Origin of the sequence: Alloalcanivorax venustensis ISO4 (genome assembly GCF_015356855.1) — a bacterium.
GTDB classification, from domain to species: domain Bacteria; phylum Pseudomonadota; class Gammaproteobacteria; order Pseudomonadales; family Alcanivoracaceae; genus Alloalcanivorax; species Alloalcanivorax venustensis.
In genome coordinates this window covers 1-21,854 of sequence record NZ_ARXR01000026.1, presented here as the reverse complement: position 1 = coordinate 21,854, position 21,854 = coordinate 1, and the positions used below count along the sequence as shown (strand labels likewise).

Annotated in this window: 16 protein-coding genes; 2 read left to right on the top strand and 14 right to left on the bottom strand. The window is 66.0% G+C overall.

Features of this window, described 5'->3' with window-relative positions:
* Nucleotides 1-187: 187 nt before the first annotated feature.
* Both ISO4_RS13010 and ISO4_RS13005 read right to left on the bottom strand, forming a co-directional pair.
* Nucleotides 188-1,642, bottom strand: coding sequence for a glyceraldehyde-3-phosphate dehydrogenase (locus ISO4_RS13010; protein ID WP_323745385.1), 1,455 nt, complete (start codon nucleotides 1,640-1,642; stop codon nucleotides 188-190).
* Between the two features lie 80 nt (nucleotides 1,643-1,722).
* Nucleotides 1,723-2,598: an acyl-CoA thioesterase gene (locus ISO4_RS13005; RefSeq protein ID WP_185956943.1), complete on the bottom strand. Its 876-nt coding sequence runs from the start codon at nucleotides 2,596-2,598 to the stop codon at nucleotides 1,723-1,725.
* 288 nt (nucleotides 2,599-2,886) lie between these two features.
* Here ISO4_RS13005 and mfd point away from each other — a divergent pair, with 288 nt between their 5' ends.
* Nucleotides 2,887-6,345 (top strand): transcription-repair coupling factor, encoded by a 3,459-nt coding sequence (gene mfd, locus ISO4_RS13000; RefSeq protein WP_194856517.1) that lies wholly within the window; start codon nucleotides 2,887-2,889, stop codon nucleotides 6,343-6,345.
* 65 nt (nucleotides 6,346-6,410) lie between these two features.
* Here the strand turns inward: mfd and ISO4_RS12995 are convergent, their stop codons facing one another.
* From ISO4_RS12995 to topA, 12 genes are all read right to left on the bottom strand, one after another.
* A complete protein-coding gene (locus ISO4_RS12995; protein ID WP_194856516.1) occupies nucleotides 6,411-7,400 on the bottom strand; it encodes a hypothetical protein in 990 nt (329 codons plus the stop codon).
* A gap of 9 nt (nucleotides 7,401-7,409) precedes the next feature.
* The gene (locus ISO4_RS12990; protein WP_228548122.1) at nucleotides 7,410-9,887 is read right to left on the bottom strand and encodes a galactose oxidase-like domain-containing protein; all 2,478 of its coding nucleotides are present in this window, start codon (nucleotides 9,885-9,887) and stop codon (nucleotides 7,410-7,412) included.
* A 312-nt stretch (nucleotides 9,888-10,199) separates the two neighbouring features.
* Nucleotides 10,200-11,429 carry a BaiN/RdsA family NAD(P)/FAD-dependent oxidoreductase gene (locus ISO4_RS12985; RefSeq protein WP_194856515.1) on the bottom strand — a complete coding sequence of 410 codons (1,230 nt, stop codon included), beginning with the start codon at nucleotides 11,427-11,429 and terminating at the stop codon, nucleotides 10,200-10,202.
* A gap of 4 nt (nucleotides 11,430-11,433) precedes the next feature.
* A complete protein-coding gene (locus tag ISO4_RS12980) occupies nucleotides 11,434-12,159 on the bottom strand; it encodes an S-methyl-5'-thioinosine phosphorylase (RefSeq protein WP_194856514.1) in 726 nt (241 codons plus the stop codon).
* Between the two features lies 1 nt (nucleotide 12,160).
* Nucleotides 12,161-12,733 carry a hypoxanthine-guanine phosphoribosyltransferase gene (locus ISO4_RS12975; RefSeq protein ID WP_370211362.1) on the bottom strand — a complete coding sequence of 191 codons (573 nt, stop codon included), beginning with the start codon at nucleotides 12,731-12,733 and terminating at the stop codon, nucleotides 12,161-12,163.
* Nucleotides 12,723-13,976 (bottom strand): mechanosensitive ion channel family protein, encoded by a 1,254-nt coding sequence (locus tag ISO4_RS12970; RefSeq protein ID WP_194856513.1) that lies wholly within the window; start codon nucleotides 13,974-13,976, stop codon nucleotides 12,723-12,725. The genes ISO4_RS12975 and ISO4_RS12970 overlap by 11 nt, the downstream gene beginning before the upstream one ends.
* Nucleotides 13,976-14,995 carry a beta-N-acetylhexosaminidase gene (gene nagZ / locus ISO4_RS12965; RefSeq protein WP_228548121.1) on the bottom strand — a complete coding sequence of 340 codons (1,020 nt, stop codon included), beginning with the start codon at nucleotides 14,993-14,995 and terminating at the stop codon, nucleotides 13,976-13,978. The genes ISO4_RS12970 and nagZ overlap by 1 nt, the downstream gene beginning before the upstream one ends.
* A gap of 12 nt (nucleotides 14,996-15,007) precedes the next feature.
* The gene (locus ISO4_RS12960; protein ID WP_194856512.1) at nucleotides 15,008-15,481 is read right to left on the bottom strand and encodes a L,D-transpeptidase; all 474 of its coding nucleotides are present in this window, start codon (nucleotides 15,479-15,481) and stop codon (nucleotides 15,008-15,010) included.
* A 340-nt stretch (nucleotides 15,482-15,821) separates the two neighbouring features.
* Nucleotides 15,822-16,460 (bottom strand): TetR/AcrR family transcriptional regulator, encoded by a 639-nt coding sequence (locus ISO4_RS12955; RefSeq protein WP_194856511.1) that lies wholly within the window; start codon nucleotides 16,458-16,460, stop codon nucleotides 15,822-15,824.
* Nucleotides 16,461-16,582: 122 nt separating this feature from the next.
* Entirely contained in the window at nucleotides 16,583-17,608 is a 1,026-nt protein-coding gene (locus tag ISO4_RS12950) for a CNNM domain-containing protein (protein WP_142949458.1), read from the bottom strand.
* Between the two features lie 23 nt (nucleotides 17,609-17,631).
* A complete protein-coding gene (locus ISO4_RS12945; protein ID WP_194856510.1) occupies nucleotides 17,632-18,159 on the bottom strand; it encodes a hypothetical protein in 528 nt (175 codons plus the stop codon).
* Between the two features lie 33 nt (nucleotides 18,160-18,192).
* A complete protein-coding gene (gene topA, locus ISO4_RS12940) occupies nucleotides 18,193-20,928 on the bottom strand; it encodes a type I DNA topoisomerase (protein WP_194856509.1) in 2,736 nt (911 codons plus the stop codon).
* Nucleotides 20,929-21,250: 322 nt separating this feature from the next.
* On the opposite strand from topA, the gene ISO4_RS12935 reads away from it, so the two are divergent.
* Nucleotides 21,251-21,703 (top strand): universal stress protein, encoded by a 453-nt coding sequence (locus ISO4_RS12935; RefSeq protein ID WP_142949432.1) that lies wholly within the window; start codon nucleotides 21,251-21,253, stop codon nucleotides 21,701-21,703.
* Nucleotides 21,704-21,854: the final 151 nt, after the last annotated feature.

Below are 21,854 nucleotides of genomic sequence, written 5' to 3'. Positions count from 1 at the left end.
GCGTGTTCTGAAGTCAAGCGGTGCTTTCCCCGGATGGCCGCGATGGAGGCGGAGGTGGGAAGGCGGCGCCATTATAATGACCGAGTGGTTCGGATGCCAGGACTGACCGTGTGGGATTACCCGCCTGGGCCCGCGTGTCCCGGTCGAAAAAAAGCCCGCGAAAGCGGGCTTTTTCAGGTTCTACGGCTCAATCCTTGGGGTAAATCGGGTATTCCACCCCGGACAGTTGCTGCAGAAGCCGCACCACCTGGCAGCTGTAGCCGAACTCATTGTCGTACCAGACATAAAGCACGCAGTGGCGGCCGTTGACGATGGTCGCCTCGGCGTCCACCACCGACGCGTGCCGGGAGCCCACGAAGTCCGTGGACACCGCGTCCGGGCTGCGGATGAAGTCCAGCTGACGCTGCAGCGGCGAGTGCAGGCTCACCCAGCGCAGGTAGTCGTTGAGCTCCTCAAGGGTGGTTTCCTGCTCCAGGGTCAGGTTGAGAATCGCCATGGAGACGTCCGGGGTCGGCACCCGGATGGAGTTGCCGCTGAGCTTGCCGCCCAGCTCCGGCAGCGCCTTGGCGGCGGCCGTGGCGGCCCCGGTCTCGGTCAGCACCATGTTCAGCGGCGCGGCCCGGCCCCGGCGCGGACCCTTGTGGAAGTTGTCCAGCAGGTTCTGGTCGTTGGTGTAGGAGTGCACCGTCTCCACGTGGCCGTACTCAATGCCGAATTTGTCGCTGAGCGCCTTGAGCGGCGGCACGATGGCGTTGGTGGTGCAGCTCGCCAGGGACAGAATGGTGTCGCTGTCCTCCACCATGCCGTGGTTGACGCCGGGCACGATGTTCTTGATGTCGCCCTTGCCGGGCGCGGTGAGGATCGCCTTGCTGATGCCCGGGCACTTCAGGTGCTGGCCGAGACCCTCGCGGTCCCGCCATTTGCCGGTGTTGTCCACCAGCAGCGCGTCCTTGATGCCGTACTGGGTGTAGTCGATCGCCGACGGATCATTGGCGTAAATGATCTTGATGTAGTTGCCGTTGGCGATGATCGCGTTGTCTTCCTCGTCCACGGCGATGGTGCCGGCGAACGGGCCGTGCACGGAATCGCGGCGCAGCAGGCTGGCGCGCTTCTGCAGGTCGCCCTTGCCGGTCTCGCGGACCACCACCGCCTTCAGGCGCAGGCCGTCGCCGGAGCCGGTCTTCTCGATCAGCAGGCGGGCCAGCAGGCGGCCGATACGGCCGAAGCCGTACAGTACCACGTCGGTCTGGCCCGGCAGGTCCACCTTATCGTTGACCGCCTCGCCCAGCTCCTCGCGGACATAGTCCTCGACGGACAGGCCACGGCTGTCCTTCTTGTACTCCACCGCCAGCTTGCCGATGTCCAGGCGGCAGGGGCCCAGATCCAGCTTGGTCACTTCCTGCAGGATCGGGAAGGAATCGACCACGGAAAGACCGCTCTCGAACAGCTCGGAGTCCTCGATCTGCTTGACGAAGCGATGGGTCTTGAGGATCTGGATCACGGAATTGTTGACCAGGGACCGGCTGTACACGGTGGTGGTCACGTTCTTCTCGCGGTAGAGGCGGCCGATCATGGGGATCATGGCCTCTGCGATTTCTTCGCGGTTTTTCCAGCGTCCGAAGTGGTCTTCCAGTTTGTTCACGGCTGCGCCCCTCATCGGTTTGGGTTGGCGGTCATGGGGGCGCGCATGATAGCGCCAAACCCGCGCATCTTCCAGGGTACTTACACCGGGTCTTCGCCCGGCCGCAGCCGCATCAGCCCTTCCTGGGCCACCGAGGCCACCAGAGTGCCGTCGCGGCGGTAGATGGCGCCGAAGGTCAGCCCCCGCGCGCCGGCGGCGCCGGGGCTCTCGCAGTGATAGAGCAGCCAGTCGTCCACGCGCAGGTCGTCATAGAACCACATGGCGTGGTCCAGGCTGGCGCACTGCACGTTGCTCTGCCAGAAGGTCATGCCGTGGGGCTGCATGGCGGTGCCCATGAAACCGAAATCCGAACAATAAGTCAGCAACGCCTTGTGGGTCATGCGGTCCGCCTCGATCGGGTCCGGCACCCGGAACCAGAACTGCTTGAGCGGCTCGCGGGACTCCGGGGCGAACACGTCGCGCGGCGTCACCGGGCGGAACTCCACCGGCCGCTCGCGCAGAAAGGCGGCGCGGAACTGCTCGGGAATGCGGTCCGCCACCCGCAGGCGGGCGCTCTCGTCGCTCTCCAGATCCTCCGGCGCCGGCACGTCCGGCATCGGCGTCTGGTGGCGGCTGCCCTCCTCTTCCACCTGGAAAGACGTGGACAGACTGAAAATGGGACGACCGTGCTGAATCGCGTTGACCCGGCGGGTGGTGAAGCTCTTGCCGTCGCGGATCCGGTCCACGTCGTAGACCACCGGCTGGCGGATATCCCCGGGCCGCAGGAAATAGGCGTGCAGGGAGTGCACCGGGCGGTCCTCCGGCACCGTCATCGAGGCCGCCAGCAACGCCTGCCCGGCCACCAGGCCGCCGAAGATACTGCTCTGCCCGTTGGCCTCGCTGAGCCCCCGGAACAGGTTGTCCTCCAGCGGCTCCAGGCGGAACCGCTGCATCAATTCACTGACTGATTCCCTCATGCTCTCTCCCCTACCGCGACCGGGCCAATAAAAACGGCGAAGATGTTACCACAACTCAGCGGGAGCAAGCCTTGTGCGAGCGGGCTTGTGGGAGCGGGCCCCGCCCGCGAAAGGGAGCGGAGCTCCCGGCAGGATGCCAGAGACGCTGTTTGTAACTCCGTTAGAAAGGCCTCTGGTATCCTGCCGGCCGGCTTTGCCGGCCTTTCGCTTGCAGGCAAGCTCCCACAGGGCAAGCTCCCAAACCGGCACACCGGTGGGGTACAATGCGCGCCCTCTGCTGGAGACGAAATGACGCTGTTACCCGATACCCCGCTGTTCCCCACCGGTCAGGACCACTACAAAGACTGGCAAGGCCTGTCCGACGGCAGCCTGGCCGCCGTGCTCGCCGAGGTGGCGCGCGCCGCCGACGGCCCCTTGCTGGTGGCCGCGCCGGACAGCAGCCGCGCCCAGCAGCTGGCGGATGCCCTGGGGTTCTATTTGGCAGGCAACCCGGGCGCCGCCGGCGAGGTGCCGGTGATGCTGTTCCCGGACTGGGAAACCCTGCCCTACGACCTGTTCAGCCCGCACCAGGACATCGTCAGCGACCGCATCCGGGTGCTGAACTGGCTGCACGGCGCCGGCACCGGCGTGCTGGTGGTGCCGGTGAACACCCTGATGCAGCGCATCGCGCCGCCGCTGCACATCAGCGGCAACAGTTTCATGCTGCGGGTGGGCGAAACCTTCGATATGGAGACCACCCGCGCGCGGCTGGTGGACTGCGGCTACCGGCAGCGCGACAACGTCTACGAGCACGGCGAATTCGCGGTGCGCGGCGCCATCATGGACGTCTTCCCGATGGGTTCGGAGCAGCCGTTCCGGGTCGAGCTGTTTGACGAGGACATCGAGTCGCTGCGCCTGTTCGACCCGGAGTCCCAGCGCTCCACCGGCCAGGTCAGCGAGATCAATCTGCTGCCCGCCGCCGAGTACCCGCTCAGCGCCGAGGGCATCCGCCGGTTCCGCACCGCCTTCCGCGACACCTTCGACGTGGACCCGCGCAAGGTGCCGCTCTATCAGGACGTGTCCGAGGGCATCGCCACCCCGGGCCTGGAATACTATCTGCCGCTGTTTTTCGACGGTCTGGCCACCCTGTTCGACTACCTGCCCGGCAAGGCGCGGGCGGTGGAGATGGCCGGCTGTGAAGAGGCCGCCCGGCACTTCTGGGACGAGGTCAGCGCCCGTTACGAGCAACGCCGCCACGACATCCGCCGGCCGGTGTTGCCGCCGACGGACCTGTTCCTGCGCCCGGATCAGCTCAACAGCGCCTGGCAGACCCTGCCCCGGGCGCGCCAGAAGGATTCCGACCAGGCGGTACGCTTCGACGTGGAGGTGCCGCCCACGGTGTCCGCCGACGCCAAGGCGCGCAACCCGCTGGCGCCGCTGCACACCTTCGCCGACGCCCACCCGGACACCCGCATTCTGGTGGTGGCGGAAACCGCCGGCCGCCGCGAGGCGCTGCTGGAGATGATGCAGAAGATCGGCATCCAGCCGGTGATGAAGGAGGGCTGGGCGCATTTCATCAACGAGCCGGACCGCTGGGCGCTCACCCGCGGCGAGCTGGACGCCGGCTTCTACGCCCCCGATCACGACCTGCTGGTGGTCACCGAAAGCGAGCTCTACGGCGAGCGGGTGATGCAGCGCCGCCGCCGGCGCACCAGCGAGGAGAGCGGCAACGAGCTGGGTATCCGCACCCTGGGCGAGATCAGCCCCGGCGCGGCGGTGGTGCACCTGGACCACGGCGTCGGGCGCTACCAGGGCCTGGTGCACATGGAGGTGGACCGCCAGCAACACGAATTCCTGCTGCTGGAGTACGCCGGCGGCGACAAGCTCTATGTGCCGGTGTCCTCGCTGCATCTGATCAGCCGGTACGGCGGCGCCGACAACCCGCCGCTCAACCGGCTGGGCACCGAGCAGTGGACCAAGGCGCGCCAGAAGGCGGCGGAGAAGATCCACGACGTGGCCGCCGAGCTGCTCAACACCTACGCCCGCCGGGAAGCCCGCCAGGGGCGCGCCTTCGCGGTGGAAGCGGAAGATTACGAGCGCTTCGCCGCCGGCTTCCCGTTCGAGGAGACCCCGGACCAGGAGAGCGCCATCCGCGCGGTGCTCAGCGACATGCAGCTGGCCAAGCCGATGGACCGGCTGGTGTGCGGCGACGTCGGCTTCGGCAAGACCGAGGTGGCCATGCGCGCCGCCTTCGTGGCGGTGGAAAAAGGCGCCCAGGTGGCGGTGCTGGTGCCCACCACCCTGCTCGCCCAGCAACACTACGAATCCTTTATCGACCGCTTCGCCGACTGGGCCGTGAACGTGGAAGTATTGTCGCGCTTCCGCAACGCCAAGGACCGCGCCGACGTACTCAAGCGCCTGGAAAGCGGCAAGGTGGACATCGTGGTGGGCACCCACCAGCTACTGCAGGAGTCGGTGACCTTCCACGACCTGGGGCTGATCATCGTCGACGAGGAGCACCGCTTCGGCGTGCGCCACAAAGAGCGCCTCAAAGAGCTGCGCGCCGAGTGTGACATTCTCACCCTCACCGCCACGCCGATCCCGCGTACCCTGAACATGGCGATGAGCGGCATGCGCGATATTTCCATTATCGCCACGCCGCCGCAGAAGCGGCTGTCGGTGAAGACCTTCGTGCAGCAGAAAGACGACACCGCCATCAAGGAAGCGATCCTGCGCGAGCTGCTGCGCGGCGGTCAGGTTTACTACCTGCACAACGACATCGACACCATGGCACGCACCGCCGAGGACATCCGCAAGCTGGTGCCCGACGCCCGGGTGGGCATCGCCCACGGGCAGATGCGCGAGCGCGAGCTGGAAGCGGTGATGAGCGACTTCTACCACCGCCGCTTCAACGTGCTGGTGTGCTCCACCATTATCGAAACCGGCATCGACGTACCCAGCGCCAACACCATCATCATCGAGCGCGCCGACAAACTGGGCCTGGCGCAGCTGCACCAGCTGCGCGGGCGCGTGGGCCGCAGCCACCACCAGGCCTACGCCTACCTCACCACCCCCGGGCCGCGCGCCATGACCAAGGACGCGCTCAAACGGCTGGAGGCCATCGAACAGGCCACCGACCTGGGGGCCGGCTTCGTGCTCGCCAGCCAGGATCTGGAAATTCGCGGCGCCGGCGAACTGCTCGGCGAAGAGCAGCACGGCAACATGGAGAGCATCGGTTTCTCGCTGTACATGGAAATGCTCGAGCAGGCGGTGGAAGCGCTCAAGCGCGGCGAGCAGCCGGATACCGCCAAGCCGCTGTCCGGCGGCCCGGAAGTGAACCTGCGCATTCCGGCGCTGATTCCCGAGGACTACCTGCCTGACGTCTACACCCGCCTGACGCTCTACAAGCGCATCGCCGGCAGCAAGAACGCCGACCAGCTCAAGGAACTGCAGGTGGAAATGATCGACCGCTTCGGGCTGCTGCCGGACCCGGTGAAGAATCTGTTCCAGGTCACCGAGCTGCGGCAACAGGCGGAGAAGCTGGGCATCACCCGGCTCGACGCCCACGGCCGCGGCGGCAAGCTGGAATTCGCCGAGCGCACCCCGGTGGACCCGCTCACCATCGTCAAACTGGTCCAGTCCGGCCCCAACGTCTACAAGCTGGAAGGCGCCAGCACTCTCCGCTTCGAGCTGGAATCCGAAACCGCGCAGGAGCGCATTGAGGTGGTAGGGGAAGTCCTGAACCGCCTGAGCGGCTCAAACGCTTAAAACAACGGGTGGGAGCGACCTGGTGGGAGCGGGCCCACAAGGCCCGCTCCTACAAGTCCTCCGCTTTAGTGGTGCCCGCCGCCGGCGGCGACTTGCTCGCCGGGCAGCCAGTCCACCACGCCTTTCACCGCCACCGGTTCACCGTCCACGGTGACCGGCAGTGACCAGGTAGCGACCTGGGCGCGGCGGCCGGCCTGGGACACCTTTTCCGGCGGCCGCAGATCGCCGTAGGTGGCGCGCGGCTCGGTCCAGGTGTAGCGGGAACCGCCGGCTACCTTCACCCATTGCGGCTCACCCTTCTCCTGGTTGGCGTTCATAAAGCTGCCGCCGGGGCCGATGCGCAGATGCGCGCGACCTTCAGCGTCCGCCACCACCACCGGCTTGCCGCTCTGGTTATGAATGTGCACCGCCGGCACGGTGCCCGGCGCCAGGCTCACGGAAACGCCCTCGACCGGTTCCGGGTCCGAGGTCAGCCGCGACTGGAAGGATCCGGGCGGCAGCGGCTCGTAGCGGAATTCACCGGCCAGGGTGCTTTCCTCACCGTCGAGCCGCACCGGCACCGACCACTGGCTGATCGCCGCCGGCTTGCCGGCGTGCTCCATGTCGTGGGGCACTTCAATTTCATCGGTGCGCAGGCGGGGATCGAACCAGCCCCAGTTGGGTTCCTTGTGCACCAGCGCCCAGCGCGGCTCCGCGTCCTGGCTGGCGCCTTCGGGAATCGGCACGCCGCGGGCGGCGGTCTGGCTGCGGTACCAGGCCGGGCTGGCCAGATCCGCCAGCACGCCCTGCTCGTTGATACGCAGGAACACCCGCCCTTCCTGGTCGAAAATCTCCAGGGTGCGCGGGCTGTCGTTGGCCACCACCAATTGCGGCGCCACCGTCGTCTGCACCTGGGCGTTGATGCCGTCCAGGGTGGCCGACAACGGCGCCAGCCGCGCCTTCACCGCCTTGGCCTCCGGCCCGTGGGCCAGGGCCAGAGTGGGCGCCGTGGCAAGCACGGCACCCAGCAACCAAGCGGCAAGACGAGCGTGGGTGTTGCGATTACGTCTCGTCATGTCGGCTCCTTAGCGTTGGACCATCAGGCCCGACGTGCTGGAAGGCAGCATCACCTGCACCGGCGCGGATACGGACGGCACCACCATGCCGGAACCGTCACTGGCGACGCGGTTCACGAACAGCATGTAGTGGCCGGCCGGCATCACCGCCGCGTTCTCCGGAACCTGCACACGCACGCTGTTGCCGTTGGCCGTGTGCGGCAGCACCACGTTGCGCTGATCACCGTCCACCAGGTGGGTCAGGCTGGTGCGGCGCACCATCATCACCTCATTGATGGCGGAGGCGTCGTCCACCGCGATTTCGATGGTGTCACCGTGATCCACTTCACTCGGCGCCTGGATGATTTCCGGACGGTCCTTGAACACGTACGGCGGGCTGTAGATCTCGAAGGACGGGTCACGACCGTCGTTCGGGGACAGGCCCAGCTCTTCCAGGTTTAGGCTGAACAGGTAGGCGGTGTTGATCGGCGCGTGGCCACCCACCAGCACCCGGCCGTCGGGCAGCAGCAGCGCGGTGTTGTGGTAGGTACGCGGGTTCAACGAAGTGGCCATCTCGGTCCACTCGCCGGTTTCCGGATCAAACCGTTCGGTCATCTGTACCGGGGTGGCGGAACCGGGCAGGACCACTTCGTCCCGGTTGGCGCCGTTGAACGCCATCACCGAACCGTCGGGCAGCAGCACACCGGTGGAGAACCAGCGCGGGCCATTCAGGTTACCAACGATCTCGGAGGAGTAACGCATGCCGGACTCGGTGTCCGCGTTGACTTCCACGGTATCCAGACGGCTGTTCGGCACCGCCAGGTAGCTGCCCGGGCTGGTGGCCGCCACCGCGCCCAGCACACCGCCGGCGGTGAGGAAGCTGGCTTTATTGTAGTTGCCGCTCTCATCCTGGCGCAGGGGCATCATGATGGAGAAGCTGGAACCGCGGAAGCCGGCGCCGATCAGACGGTTGGCCACCTGCGGGTCGGCCACGTCGCCGAGCACGTTTTGAAGCTGTTCCAGGCTGCCGATGGGGTCGCCCAGCAGGTTGGTCAGCAGGCCTTCGCCGGTGCCGATCAAGTCTTCCAGCAGGTTCGGGCTGGTCAGGGTCAGCGCCGAGGTGATGCGGTCCAGGCCCAGCTCGTCGAGCTGCACGTTGAGACCGGCGTAGCCCAGGTCGGTCCACAGCTGTTCTTCCGGATCGTAAGCGGAAACGAAGTTCCACTGCGCCTGGTTGTAGGACTGGCCGAACGGGTTGAACGCCTGACCGGCCGCGTTATAGAACACCTGGCCGTTGGGCAGCAGGTGCAGACGCGGGTACAGCGGCAGCGGCTTACCGGCGGTGGTGTCCAGACCCGGCAGCGGACGCTCGCCGTTCTCGGACCAGGTGCCGGTGTCGAGGTCATAGGTTTCGCTGGTGCGCACGTTGTCCGCGGACTGCAGCAGTTCACGCAGGCCGGTGCTTTCGCCGCCCAGCAGCGCGCCGGTGTAGACCGGCTTGAGCAGCTTGGTCACGCCGCTGGCCACGAATACGTCGCCGTCCGGCAGGGTCACCATGGTCGGGTACCAGCGGCCGTGATTCATGTGGCCGGTCTGGGTCCAGCTGTTGTCTTCCGGGTTGAAGATACGGGCGTCTTTGAGACCTTCCAGCTCCACCACGCCGATGTCGTCGGGCACGCTGATTTCGCCGAAGTTACTGGGCAGCGGGAGCTCGGCATCGATGGAGCCGAGCACGTCGCGGGCCTGCGGGAACACGGAGCCCAGAGACGGCTCGGTGTAGTAGTCGGTGCCGCCCACCGCCATGATGCGGCCGTCGGCGAGCTGGATCACGTCGGAACAGAACAGGGCACCGTCGTTGCCGGCGGTGCTTTCCGCGTCGCTGAGCTCGGCGCCGGGCAGCAGGGTGTCGCTGTCGTTGCCGTCCACGTTGGCGCCGCCGCGAACCGGTGACGGACGCTCCCAGGAGATCTGGTCACTGGCGCCGGCGGGGCCGAAGTTCAGCACCCGGGTCTGGTCGTTCACCGCCACGAAGCCGAATTCGGCGACGATGGAGAACTCCACGTTCTCGGTGCCTTCCAGGGCGTTGAAATAGAGCAGCCGGTTGTCCGGCAGCAGCGCGATGGAGCCGGCGGCGGGCTTACAGCGCAGCGCGCCCTCGGCGTCCTCCAGACATTTGTCCTCGGTGGTCACCACCTTCAGATTGTCGCCGGTGGTGGAATCGCTGTAACGGATGGTGGGCTCGGCGAACGGGCCTTCGAATTTGCCCACCTGACACTCATCGCCTTCACAGCTGTACTGACGACCACTGAAAGACGATCCCTGAGGCGCCGGGGCAGGCGCCATCGGATCGTCAGCGCGGGGCGTGCCGGGGTCGGTGGCGGGGGTACCGCCACCACCGCCGCCGGTGCTGGCCGTTGTGCCGGCACCACTGGAACCGCTGTCGCCGCCACAGGCGATCAGCGCCGTGGTCAGCAAGCCCAGTCCGATAAACCGTTCAAGGTTTTTCATTTGTCTCTCTCCCGAGGGCGTTGTTATTCAAACCTGAGGTGTTCAAAACCAATCAGTGAGACGCGATGCATACGTCTTCTCACGCAAGATTGTGCGCCGGGGGAAAGAGGGGCGTCATGAAGGTAGTGCCAGGTCTTACCACATCACGACAGTTATTCACCGCATGAACATGCGGCTTAACAAAGACGCCTTAAAATTTTCACGCGCTGCTGACGGGGAAAACAAATTGAGGGGGTTTGTGTAGCGGAATCAAGCACTTATGGAGACTAACGTACTAATACCAAAGAACGATTGCAAGCGCGGCGGATCAGATCACACCGCCTGGCCGGCGCACCAGCCGCTCGCCCAGGCCCACTGGAAATTGAAGCCGCCCAGCTCGCCGGTCACGTCCAGTGCTTCGCCGATAAAATACAAACCGGGCACGCTTTTCACTTCGAACGTCTTGGAGGAAACCGCGTCCGTGTCGATGCCGCCCAAGGTCACTTCGGCGGTGCGGTAGCCCTCCGTGCCGGACGGCTTGAACCGCCAGCCTTTCAATACCGAGGCGATTTCCGCCAGGGCCTCGTTGCTGTAATGCTGCAACGGTCCGGACCAGCCGAAGTGCTCGGCCAGCGCGGCGGCCAGCCGCTGCGAGAAAAACCCCCGCAGCCACTTTTCCACGCCGGCGGCGGGCTGCGCCTTGCGCGCCTCGCGCAACGCCGCCAGCGGGTCCGCCAGGGCCGGCAGCCAGTCCACGGTCACCGCCTCCCCCGGCGACCAGAAGCTGGAAACCTGCAACATCGCCGGACCGGACAGACCACGGTGGGTGATCAACATGGGCTCGGCGAACGCGCGCCCCCCGGCCTCGGCCCGCACCTCGGCGCTGACGCCGCTGAGTGCCGCCAGCCATTCCTTATCGGCGGGCTGCAGCGTGAACGGCACCAACCCGGCCCGGGTGGGCAGCACCCGCAGACCGAATTGCTCCGCCACCCGGTAGGCGAACGGGCCGGCGCCCAGGGTCGGAATCGACAGCCCGCCGCTGGCGATCACCAGCTTGTCACAGCGAATCGATTCGCCTTCGGCGCGCAGCACAAAGCCGTCGTCCCCCAACGCTTGTGATGAGGCGCCACTGTCGGCGCCCTCGCCCACCGGCCGGTTGTTAATGTGCGTCACCGATGTCTTGAGGCGCACCTCGGCCCCGGCCCACTCACACTCGGTAAGCAGCACCTGAAGAATCGCCTTGCTGGAGGTGTCGCAGAACAACTGGCCCGGCGCCTTCTCCACATGACCGACGCCGTGACGCTCCACCATCTCGACGAAGTGCCAGGGGCTGTAGCGGTGCAACGCGGATTTGCAGAAATGCGGGTTGGCGGACACGAAATGGTCCGGCGTGGTGTTCAGGTTGGTGAAATTGCAGCGCCCGCCGCCGGACATCAGGATCTTCTTGCCGGCCTTGTTGGCGTGGTCCAGCACCAGCACCGAGCGGCCGCGGTAACCGGCGCTGGCGGCGCACATCAAGCCCGCCGCGCCGGCACCGATTACCACCACATCGTACTGCTGCATTCGCTTAGCCGGCTGCGAGGGTGGCGAGGACAGTGCGCACATCGCTCATGCCGGTGTGCAGCACCGCTTCGATTTCCGCCATGGTGATTTCCCGGCTGGCCTTGCCGGCGGCCGGGTTCACCACCAGCGACAGCATCGCATAGGGGATGCCCAGCTCGCGGGCGAGCACCGCTTCCGGCATGCCGGTCATGCCGACGATGTCGCAGCCGTCGCGCTCCAGGCGCAGGATCTCGGCGGCGGTTTCCAGGCGCGGCCCCTGGGTGGCGGCGTAGCAGCCGCCGTCCACCCATTGCAGGCCGGCGCGCTCCAGGGCACCGCGCAGCCGGCGGCGAAGCACCGGGTCGAACGGCCAGCTGAAGTCCACATGCACCAGCGGGTCGTTCGGGTCGTCGAACAGGGTGCTGTCGCGGCCCCAGGTGTAGTCGATGATCTGCTCGGGCAACACCAGGGCGCCGGCCGGGGCGGTGATGCCGCCCACCGCGTTGACCGCCACGATAGCGGTGGCGCCGGCGTCCTTGAGGGCCTGCATGTTGGCCCGGTAGTTCACCTGGTGCGGCAGCCACACATGGGGGTCGCCGTGGCGGGCCAGAAACAGCACCGGCACACCGTTGAGCTCGCCTTCCGCCACCGGCGCCGAGGGCTTGCCGTAGCGGGTCTCGATGTCGTGCCGGTGACGAATCTCGAGGTCGTCCATGCGGGTGAGGCCGGTTCCGCCGATAAATGCCAGCACCTCAGGCCTCCTCCACCGCGAAGATACCCGGCGCGTTACGCCAGTAACCTTTGTAGTCCATGCCCATGCCGAACAGGTAGAGGTCTTCCGCTTCCAGGGCGGTGTAGTCGGCTTTCAGGCCGGGTTGCGCCTTGCGGTCGTGCACCTTGTCCACCAGCACGCAGGTTTTCACGCTGGCGGCGCCCTGCGCCTTGCAGGCCTCGATGATCGACAGCAGCGTGGAGCCCACGTCCAGAATGTCGTCCAGAATCACCACGTCGCGGCCTTCCAGATTGGCGGTGGGGGTAACGATCCACTGCACATCGCCGCCGCTGGTCTCGCCCAGGTAGCGGCTGGCGTGCAGGTAGTCCACCTCCAGCGGAATGTCCAGACGGGTGAGCAACTGGCCGGCGAACACCAGGCCGCCGTTCATGATGGTGACGAACACCGGGAAGCGCTCGGAATAGTCCTCGGCCAGCTTGATCGCCACCTTGGCCACCGCCTCTTCCACCTGGTCGCGGGAATACAGCTCACGGGCTTCGCGGCGCACGCGCATCAGTTCTTGCTTCAGTTCAGTGGCCATTTCAGTCGCCATCGGCGTCCTCCTCGGATTGGTCCTGGTCGCCTTTCCAGGTCTGGTTACGGTCGCGACGGTTGCGGCTGCGGCGGCGCGAACGGCGTTGCGCGGCGCGCCCTTCGGCGACCTCGTCCTCGTCGTCCTCGAATTCCTCGTCCCCTTCATCGTTGGCCGCCATGTACAGCGTGCGGCTGGGGAAGGCGAACTCGGCGCCGTGCTCATGGACAATGGCCATGATGCGCATCAGCACGTCCTGTTTGATTTCATGGTAGGTGACCCAGTCCGTGGTCTTGGTGAAGGTGTAGATAAAGAATTCAATGTGCGACGCGCCGTAGCTGTCGAAGTTGACGATCAGGGTGCGGTGTTCGGTTTCCAGATCCTTGTGCTTCTTGGCCATCTCGCGCACCGCGTCGACGATGGCGGGCATCTTCTCCCAGTCGTCGAAGCGGATGCCCACCTTCTCGTTGATGCGGCGGTTAAGCATGCGCGACGGGTTTTCCAGGATCACCGTGGTGAACATGGCGTTGGGCACGTACAGCGGCCGCTGGTCGAAGGTGCGGATGCGCGTCAGGCGCCAGCCGATGTGCTCCACCGTGCCTTCGATGCTGCGGTCCGGCGAGCGCACCCACTCGCCCACTTTGAACGGCTTGTCCATGTACACCATGGCACCGCCGAAAAAGTTGGCGAGCAGATCCTTGGCGGCGAACGCCACCGCCATGCCGCCCAGGCCGCCGAACGCCAGCACCCCGGAGATGCTGTAACCGAGCGTCTGCAGAATGATCAGAAAGGCGGTGATCAACACCGAAATGCGCAGCAGCTTGCCCACCGCCGAGGCGGTGGTCTGATCCATGGGGTTGCGCATGCGATCGGGGTCGATCAGGTTTTTTTCCACGTTGCCGACCAGCTTGGTCAGGAACAGCGCGACGATAAGGATGAACGCCACGCGGCGGGCGTCGCCGACGTAATCGAACACCGCCGCCTCGGAGACCGCCTGCATCATTTCCGCGGCCACCGACAGGCCCACCACCCAGATCAGCAGGCGGATCGGAATGCGCAGGGAATCCAGCAGGGCGTCGTCCCACAGGTTGTGGGTTTCGCGGCTGAAGTGATCAATGATGTCGATCACCCGCATCAGGATGAAGTTGACGGTGACGGTGCACAGCACCACGGCGAAGACCTGAGTCACCCACAACGCGGTTTCGGTGTCCGGCCCGGGCCACACCAGAAGTTGTCGCCAGTCGGTCAGCGCTTCCCAATTCATTACAGGTCCTTATTAAGCAGGTCGGCCACGTCGCCGGCCTGCCGGCGGCGGCTCAGATGCATGGGGGCGCGGGGCTTGCCGCGCAGGGCGGCGGCGCCGACCCGGTGCTCGAAGCGGCGGCCTTCCAGCCATTGCGCCACGGCCACGGCGCCGGGGCGGTCGTTGCACACCAGCACCATGTCGCAACCCGCCCCCAGGGCGGCCTGGGCGCGCTGGGAAAAGTCTCCGGCACCGGCGGCGCCGGCCATGCCCAGATCGTCGGAGAAGATCACACCGCGGTAGCCGCAGTCACCGCGCAGCACCTTGCCCAGCCAGTGGCGGGAAAAACCCGCCGGCTCGGCGTCCACCGCCTGGTAACGGACATGGGCGGGCATGATGCCGTCCAGACGCGGCGCCAGCGCCTTGAACGGCACCAGGTCGTCGTGCAGCTGTTCCCAGGTACGCGGGTCTTCCGGCAGCTCCAGATGGGAGTCCGCCGCCACGTGGCCGTGGCCGGGAAAGTGCTTGCCGGTGGCGGCCATGCCGGCGCGGGCCATGCCGTCGATAAAGGCGCCGGCCAGTTCGGTGACCGCGTGCGGATCGGCGTTGAAGCTGCGGTCGCCGATCACGCTGCTGGTGCCGAAATCCAGATCCAGCACCGGCGCGAAACTGATGTCGATGTCGTAGGCGCGCAGCTCGTCCGCCATCAGTTCGCCGAGCAGGTCGGCGGCGTGGCAAGCGGCTTCGGGATCGCGCCCGTGGTAACGGCCCAGCGCCGCCATCGGCGGCAGGCGGGTGAACTCGGTGCGGAAACGCTGCACCCGGCCGCCCTCCTGGTCCACGGCGATCAGCAGGTCCGGGCGCGCCGCCCGCACTTGGTGAATCAGCTCGTAAAGCTGGTCCGGTTCCTGGTAGTTGCGGCTGAACAGAATCAGGCCGCCCACCGCCGGGTGACGCAGCAACTCCTGCTCTTCCGCCGTGACGGTAAGGCCTTCCAGGTCCAGCATCAGCAGCGGCTGGGTATCGGTTTGGTTCGACATAAGCGGGGTGTCTTACTCGACGATGGTCACCGGCGTGGCCACCGGTACCCGTTCAAAAAGAGTGATCACATCCGTGTTGCGCATGCGGATGCAGCCATGCGAAGCCGGCTCGCCCATGGGCTGGTCGTCCGGCGTGCCGTGAATATAAATAAAGCGGCGGAAACTATCCACGTCGCCGCCCTGATTGACGCCCGGCTGCAGACCGCCGAGCCACAGAATGCGGCTGAGAATCCAGTCCCGTTCCGGGGCTTCCCGTGCCCGCTCCGGGTCGTAAAACTCACCGTGAAAGCGACGGCCCGCGAACACCGCGCCCGCCGGCAAACCAGCGCCGAAGCGGGCCCGCACCAGATGCCGGCCGCGCGGCGTGGCGCCGCTGCCGTGGCGCTCACCGGCGCCCACGGCGGCGGTGGACACCGGAAACCGCAGCGTGTCTTCAGGGCTTTCCAGAGTCAGGGTTTGATCGCTGAGCGACACGAGAATAGGCATAGCGAGAAGATACAGGATTAGCTACAAGCCGCAAGCTTCAAGCTACAGGCAGGCCGTGCCGGCTGCGGGGCCGTGCAGGCGGCCGTTGGCCGCGACGCAGGATTCAGGATGCAGGATACAGGGGCAAGGCTTGGCGAACGCGGCAAGTTTTGCGCATTAGCATGGAGCCGGCTGCGAATACGCCACGGCGCGGAGCGAAAGCCGGGCGGCGCATCAAGACCTCATCCGCGCTGTATCCTGAATCCTGCATCCTGTATCGGGCGGCGAACGCCGCCCTCGGCCTCTCTGCCGGCACGGCCTGCCTGTAGCTTGCAGTTTGAAGCTTGAAGCTCGCGGCGGCTTAGCCGCCGCCGCGGATGCCGCCGACCACGAAGGGTAGGAGCTGCTGGGTGATGTGGGCGGCGGTGACGCTCTGGTTGAAGTCTTTCTTGCTGATCGCCTGCAGCGATTCCATGCCGGACAGGGTGAAGATCACGGCGCCCAGGCTGAAGTGCACCCGCCAGAACAGCTCCATCGGCGGCACGTCGGGCACCGCCCGGCGCAGCAGGGCCAGGAAGCGGCGGAACACCGGGCCGTAATGTTCGCGCAGCCAGGCACGCAGGTGGTCCTGCGGCTGGCTGTACGCCTGCCCGGAGAGGCGGAAGAAGATCATCGCCCGGCGTGGTTCGTCGCCGTGGGAGCCCAGCGCCAGCCGCGAGGCCACGGTGAACAGCTTCTCCAGGGGCACTTCGCCACCGCTGCGGGTTTCGCCTTCCAGTTCCTCGAGCTTGGCGTCCAGGGCCTGGCAGAACGGCGTCAGATAGCGCTCGAACACCGCCTGGATCAGCGCTTCCTTGGAACCGAAGTGGTAATTGACCGCCGCCAGATTGACGCCGGCCCGGCTGGTGATGGCGCGCAGGCTGGTCTCGGCGAACCCCTTCTGGGCGAACAGAACTTCCGCCGCATCAAGAATGCGCTGCACGGTATCGGATTGGGACATGCCGGCCTCACGCCTGGAAACAGACGTTTTAAACTAGCGTTTGAGGCACCACAGGTCAATTGTAGGAGCGGGCCCAGCCCGCGAAAGGGCGCAACGCGCCCGGCAGGATACCAGAGACGTCACTAGTCCTGACTAACGCGCTTCTTCAACCGCCGGCTCCAGCGCTGCTTCGCATACCGCCGCAGATTGGACACGTTATCGGTCTCATCCATGATCTCGTGCCCCAACAGGGTCTCGATAATGTCTTCCATGGTGATCAACCCCACCCAGGTGCCCAGGTCGTCATAGACCATGCCCAGGTGCTGGCGCTCGCGCAGCATTTCGCCGAACACGTATTCAATATTCATGGTGGCGCGGAACGGCGCCATGCCACGGGCCAGTTCACTGACCTTGCGGTCGCCCTCCACTTCCAGCAGGTCGCTCTTGTGCACGTAGCCGACCGCTTCGTCGTGTTCGTTGATCACCGGGAAGCGGGAAAACGGCGAGCCGGCCAGGCGCTGGCGCACGTCGGCCACGCTCTCGTCCGGGCCCAGCGAGCGCACCACGGTGCGCGGGGTCATCACCTTCTCCACCTTGATCTCGTGGAGGTTGAGCACATTGGTGATCACCCGCTGCTCGTCCTCGTCCAGGGCCTGCTGATCGCGGCCGATGGCCGCCATTGCCTTGAGCTCGGCGCGGATATCGGTGTCCGGCTCGCCGGCGCCGATCTGCCGGGTGACGATCTTGGACAGCCACACGAACGGCTTGAGCACCAGAATCATCAGGTTCAGCACCGGCGGCAGCATGGGCGCCAGGGTGCGCCAGAACTTGGCGCCGATGGTCTTGGGAATGATCTCGGAGAGAATCAGGATGGCCAGCGTCATCACCGCCGACGCCGCGCCCAGATAGGCCTCGCCGAAGATCACCGCCACCTGGGCACCGACCCCGGTGGCGCCGGCGGTGTGGGCGATGGTGTTGAGGGTGAGGATCGCCGCCAGCGGGTCGTCGATGTCGTCCTTGAGCTTGCGCAGCTTCTCGAACAGCTTGGGCCGCTCACCCTTGAGGCCGGCGATATAGCTGGGGGTGATCGACAGCAGGGCGGCTTCCAGAATTGAGCACAGGAACGAAAACCCGATGGCGACCAGGGCAAAAACGATAAGCAAAAACATCGGCGTTTCCATTCAGTGATTTCCTACCATTCTTCCATATAGGCGCCGCAATGCTCGATCAGTTCCTCAACACGGCGCGCGGCCTGTTCCAGACGTTCGAGATCGCCGTAGGCGAGCGGCGCGTAGGGGTCCTCGGCGCGCATCGCCAGATCATTGCCTTCACCCGGCGGCGTGGGCCGGCGGGCCAGCCCGGCGGCGCCCACCGCGGCGCGGATTTCCTGGTCCAGCCAGAACACCAGATCCGCGCGGTCGGCGCGCGCCGAGGCCAGCACCTGGATTTCCTGGGCGCGCACCTCGGCACGCTGAAACGCCTGCTCCAGGGCCGCCAGGCTGATCAGATCCTCGTAGCCGGCCACCTGATAGTTCTTGGCCGCCTGCCGGGCCAGACCCACCAGCACTGAATACAAATGAAACACCACCGCGCCGCGCAGCGCCAGGCGCTGGCCCACGGCGGCGCTTTCGTCGCTGTACAGCTGCTTGAGCAGACTGCGGGCGAAGAACAGCCGCTCGCGCAGGCCGCTCACTTCGCTTTCTCGAACCATTCGGGACATGATCAATCGCTCTCTGGATGGCTGCGGGCAACGTTATTTCCTGGCGGCGGCCTTCTTCTTGGCCGGGGCTTTTTTCTTCGCCGCCTTTTTCTTGGCGGCTTTTTTCTTGGGCGCGGTCTTTTTCTCTTCCACTTCCCAGGCGCCGTCGCGGTAGAAGGCGTACCAGCCAGTGGGCTTGCCGTCCTCCTCGGTCATCACGTACTGCTCTTTCGCCTTGCGGCTGTAGCGCAGTACCGCCTTGCGACCTTTGGCGTCCTCGGCGGGGGCCTCGGCGAGATACTTGTGCTTGGGGTCCAGTTCCTTGGCCACCGACTGCACCTCTTCCACCAGCGGCGCGCGGGTTTCCCGGTTCTTGGGAAACTGGCTGGCGGCCAGGAACAGGCCGGAGGCGCCGTCGCGCAGCAGGTAGTGGTCGTCCACCTTTTCGCATTTGAGGTGCGGCATGGGCACCGGGTCGGCGCGCGGCGGCGCCGGCTCGCCGTTCTTGAGCAGCTTGCGGGTGTTGCCGCAGTCGTCATTGGTGCACTTGAAGAACTTGCCGAAGCGGCCGGTGCGCAGCTGCATTTCGCTGCCGCACTTTTCACATTCCAGTGTCGGGCCGTCGTAGCCCTTGATGCGGAATTCGCCCTTCTCCACCACGTAGCCGTCGCAGTCCGGGTTGTTGCCGCAGATGTGCAGCTTGCGCTTTTCGTCGATCAGGTAGTTTTCCATCGCCGTGCCGCACTTGGGACAGCGTTTCTTGCGGCGCAGCTCCTGGGTTTCCGCTTCCTCGTCGTCGGCGCGCACCGCCTCTTCGCCGGGCAGCAGGTTGAGGGTGGCGGTGCAGCGCTCCTTGGGCGGCAGGCTGTAGCCCGAGCACCCCAGGAACACGCCGGTGGAACCGGTGCGGATCTGCATCGGGCGGCCGCATTTGGGGCACTCGATATCGGTGTCGGTGGGCAGGTTGGCGCGCATGCCGCCCTTGGCCTGCTTGCCGCTGCCCTCGCCCTGGGCCGCTTCCAGCTTGGCCAGGAAGTCCCGGTAGAACTCGTCGAGCACGTCGCGCCAGCCGCGCTTGCCCTCGGCGATCTGATCCAGGGTTTCCTCCATCTGGGCGGTGAAGTTGTAGTCCATCAGGTCGGGGAAGCTTTCCGCCAACCGGTCGGTGACGATGTCGCCCATCTTCTCCGCGTAGAAACGGCGGTTGTCCTGACGGACATAGCCCCGATCCTGGATGGTGGAAATAATCGAGGCGTAGGTGGAGGGCCGGCCAATGCCGCGCTTCTCCAGTTCCTTCACCAGGCTGGCTTCGGTGTAGCGCGCCGGCGGCTTGGTGAAGTGCTGGTTGGCGTCCACCTGATCGATGTCGAGCACGTCGCCCTGCTTGAGATCGGGCAGCACGGTGTCCTCGGCGCCCTTGCGCGACGCCTGGGGCTGGATGCGGGTCCAGCCGTCGAACTTGACGATGCGGCCCCGGGCCTTGAGCTCGTAGCCGTCCGCTTCCGCGGTGATGGTGGTGCTCAGGTACTCCGCCGGCGGCATCTGGCAGGCGATGAACTGGCGGCGGATCAGCTCGTAAAGGCGCTGGGCGTCGCGCTCCATGTCCTTGAGGTTGCTGGCGTCGCGCTTCACGTCCGAGGGGCGGATCGCCTCGTGGGCTTCCTGGGCGCCGTCGCGGTTGGAGTACCGCAGCGGCTGCTCGGGCAGGTACTTGTTACCCAGTTGCTCGCCGATCCAGGCGCGGCAGTCGTTGACCGCATCCGCGCTCAGGTTGGTGGAATCGGTACGCATATAGGTGATGTGGCCGGCCTCGTAGAGGCGCTGGGCCATCATCATGGTCTTCTTCACCCCGAAGCCCAGGCGCGTGCTGGCGGCCTGCTGCAGGGTGGAGGTAATAAAGGGAGGCGGCGCCTTGGAGCGGGTCGGGCGCTCCTCGCGCTGGCTGATGGTGAGCTTGCCCGCGGCCACCAGGGCGGCGCGGTGCTTCTCCGCGTCGTCGCCGTTGTTGGGGCGGAAGTTCTCGCCCCGGTAACGGGCCACCTGCATGCGGATGGCGTCCGCCGCGTTGGCCGTGTTATGGGTGTCGGCGTGCAGCTCCCAGTACTCTTCCGGGGTGAAGGCGCGGATTTCCCGCTCGCGCTCCACCACCAGCTCCACCGCCACCGATTGCACCCGGCCGGCGGACAGGCCGCGGGCGATCTTTTCCCACAGCAGCGGCGAGATCATGAAGCCCACCACCCGGTCCAGGAAGCGGCGCGCCTGCTGGGCTTCCACCCGGCTCATGTCGAGCTTGCCCGGCTCCTCGAAGGCGGCCTGGATCGCTTTCTTGGTGATCTCGTTGAACACCACCCGGTCGAACCGCTGGTCGTCGCCGCCGATCACTTCCCGCAGGTGCCAGGCGATCGCCTCCCCTTCGCGGTCCAAGTCAGTGGCGAGGTAGATGCGGTCGGCGCTGCTGGCGAGCCGCTTGAGCTCGTCGATCACCTTTTCCTTGCCCGGCAGGATCTGATACTGCGCCTGCCAGCCGTGGTCCGGGTCCACGCCCATGCGGTTGATCAGCTGCGCGCGGGCCTTCTTCTTTTTATAGGCTTCGCGCTCCTCCTTCGGCAGTGAGCGGGTATAGGCCGCTTCTTTGGCCCGCTCCTTGGGGGTACTGGTCTTGGCGCCGCCGCTTACCGGCAGGTCACGCACATGGCCGACACTGGATTTGACCACGAAATCATCGCCCAGATAGCGATTAATGGTCTTGGCCTTGGCCGGCGATTCCACGATTACAAGGGATTTACCCATTCGTTGCTCACCCGATCATGAGAAGCTGCGTCATAAGAAACCTCTGAGGCCTGACCGCCACGGCGGTGAAAATTCGCCGGGCAGGACACGCCTCAGAGGTCGGGCCGGGGCCTTTGCGGACCCCGGCGGGCGCCTATTTAGACAGCGCCGGTATCGTCCGGTCAAGCACCGGGGTCGCCGGCGACGCCGCCCGGAAGCCCTCCAGGCCGCGCCGGCCATGGCGTCGCGGCGCCTTTCACGGTGGGCTGGCAGAGCCCGCCGAGAAGGCTATACTCGGCGTGAAGGTACTGAAAACAACCTCTGCCGGTTAAGGGAGAACACCATGACCTCACCCTATCGAAAGGTACTGGTGGCGATTGATTGCAGCGACGAATCCGCCGAGGTTCTGTCCCGTGCGGCGGGGGTCCAGGAAGGCACCGACGGGGAATTACACCTGATCCACGTGATCGAACCGCTGGCGCTGGCCTACGGCGCCGACGTGCCGATGGACGTCACCGACCTGCAAAGCGGCCTGGTCAAGCAGGCCCGCGACACGGCGCTGGAATACGCCGGCCACTACCGGATTCCGGAAAGCCGCATCCATGTGGAACTGGGGTCGATCGAAAAAACCATCCTCGACAAGGCCGACGACATCGGCGCCGATCTGATCGTGGTCGGCAGCCACACCCGCAGCGGCCTCGCCCTGCTGCTCGGCTCCACCGCGCGCGGCCTGGTGCCCGGCGCCCACTGCGACGTGCTCGCCGTGAAAATGGACAAGCGCAAGAAGGAAAGCTAGCGGAAACTGTGGGAGCGGGCCCCGCCCGCGAAAGGCAAGCGGAGCTTGCCGGCGGGATTCCAGAGGCTTTTCTATGAAGCCGCCAACAGGGTCTCTGGTATCCTGCCGGGCGGCCTGGCGGCGCCCTTTCGCGGGCAAGGCCCGCTTGTAT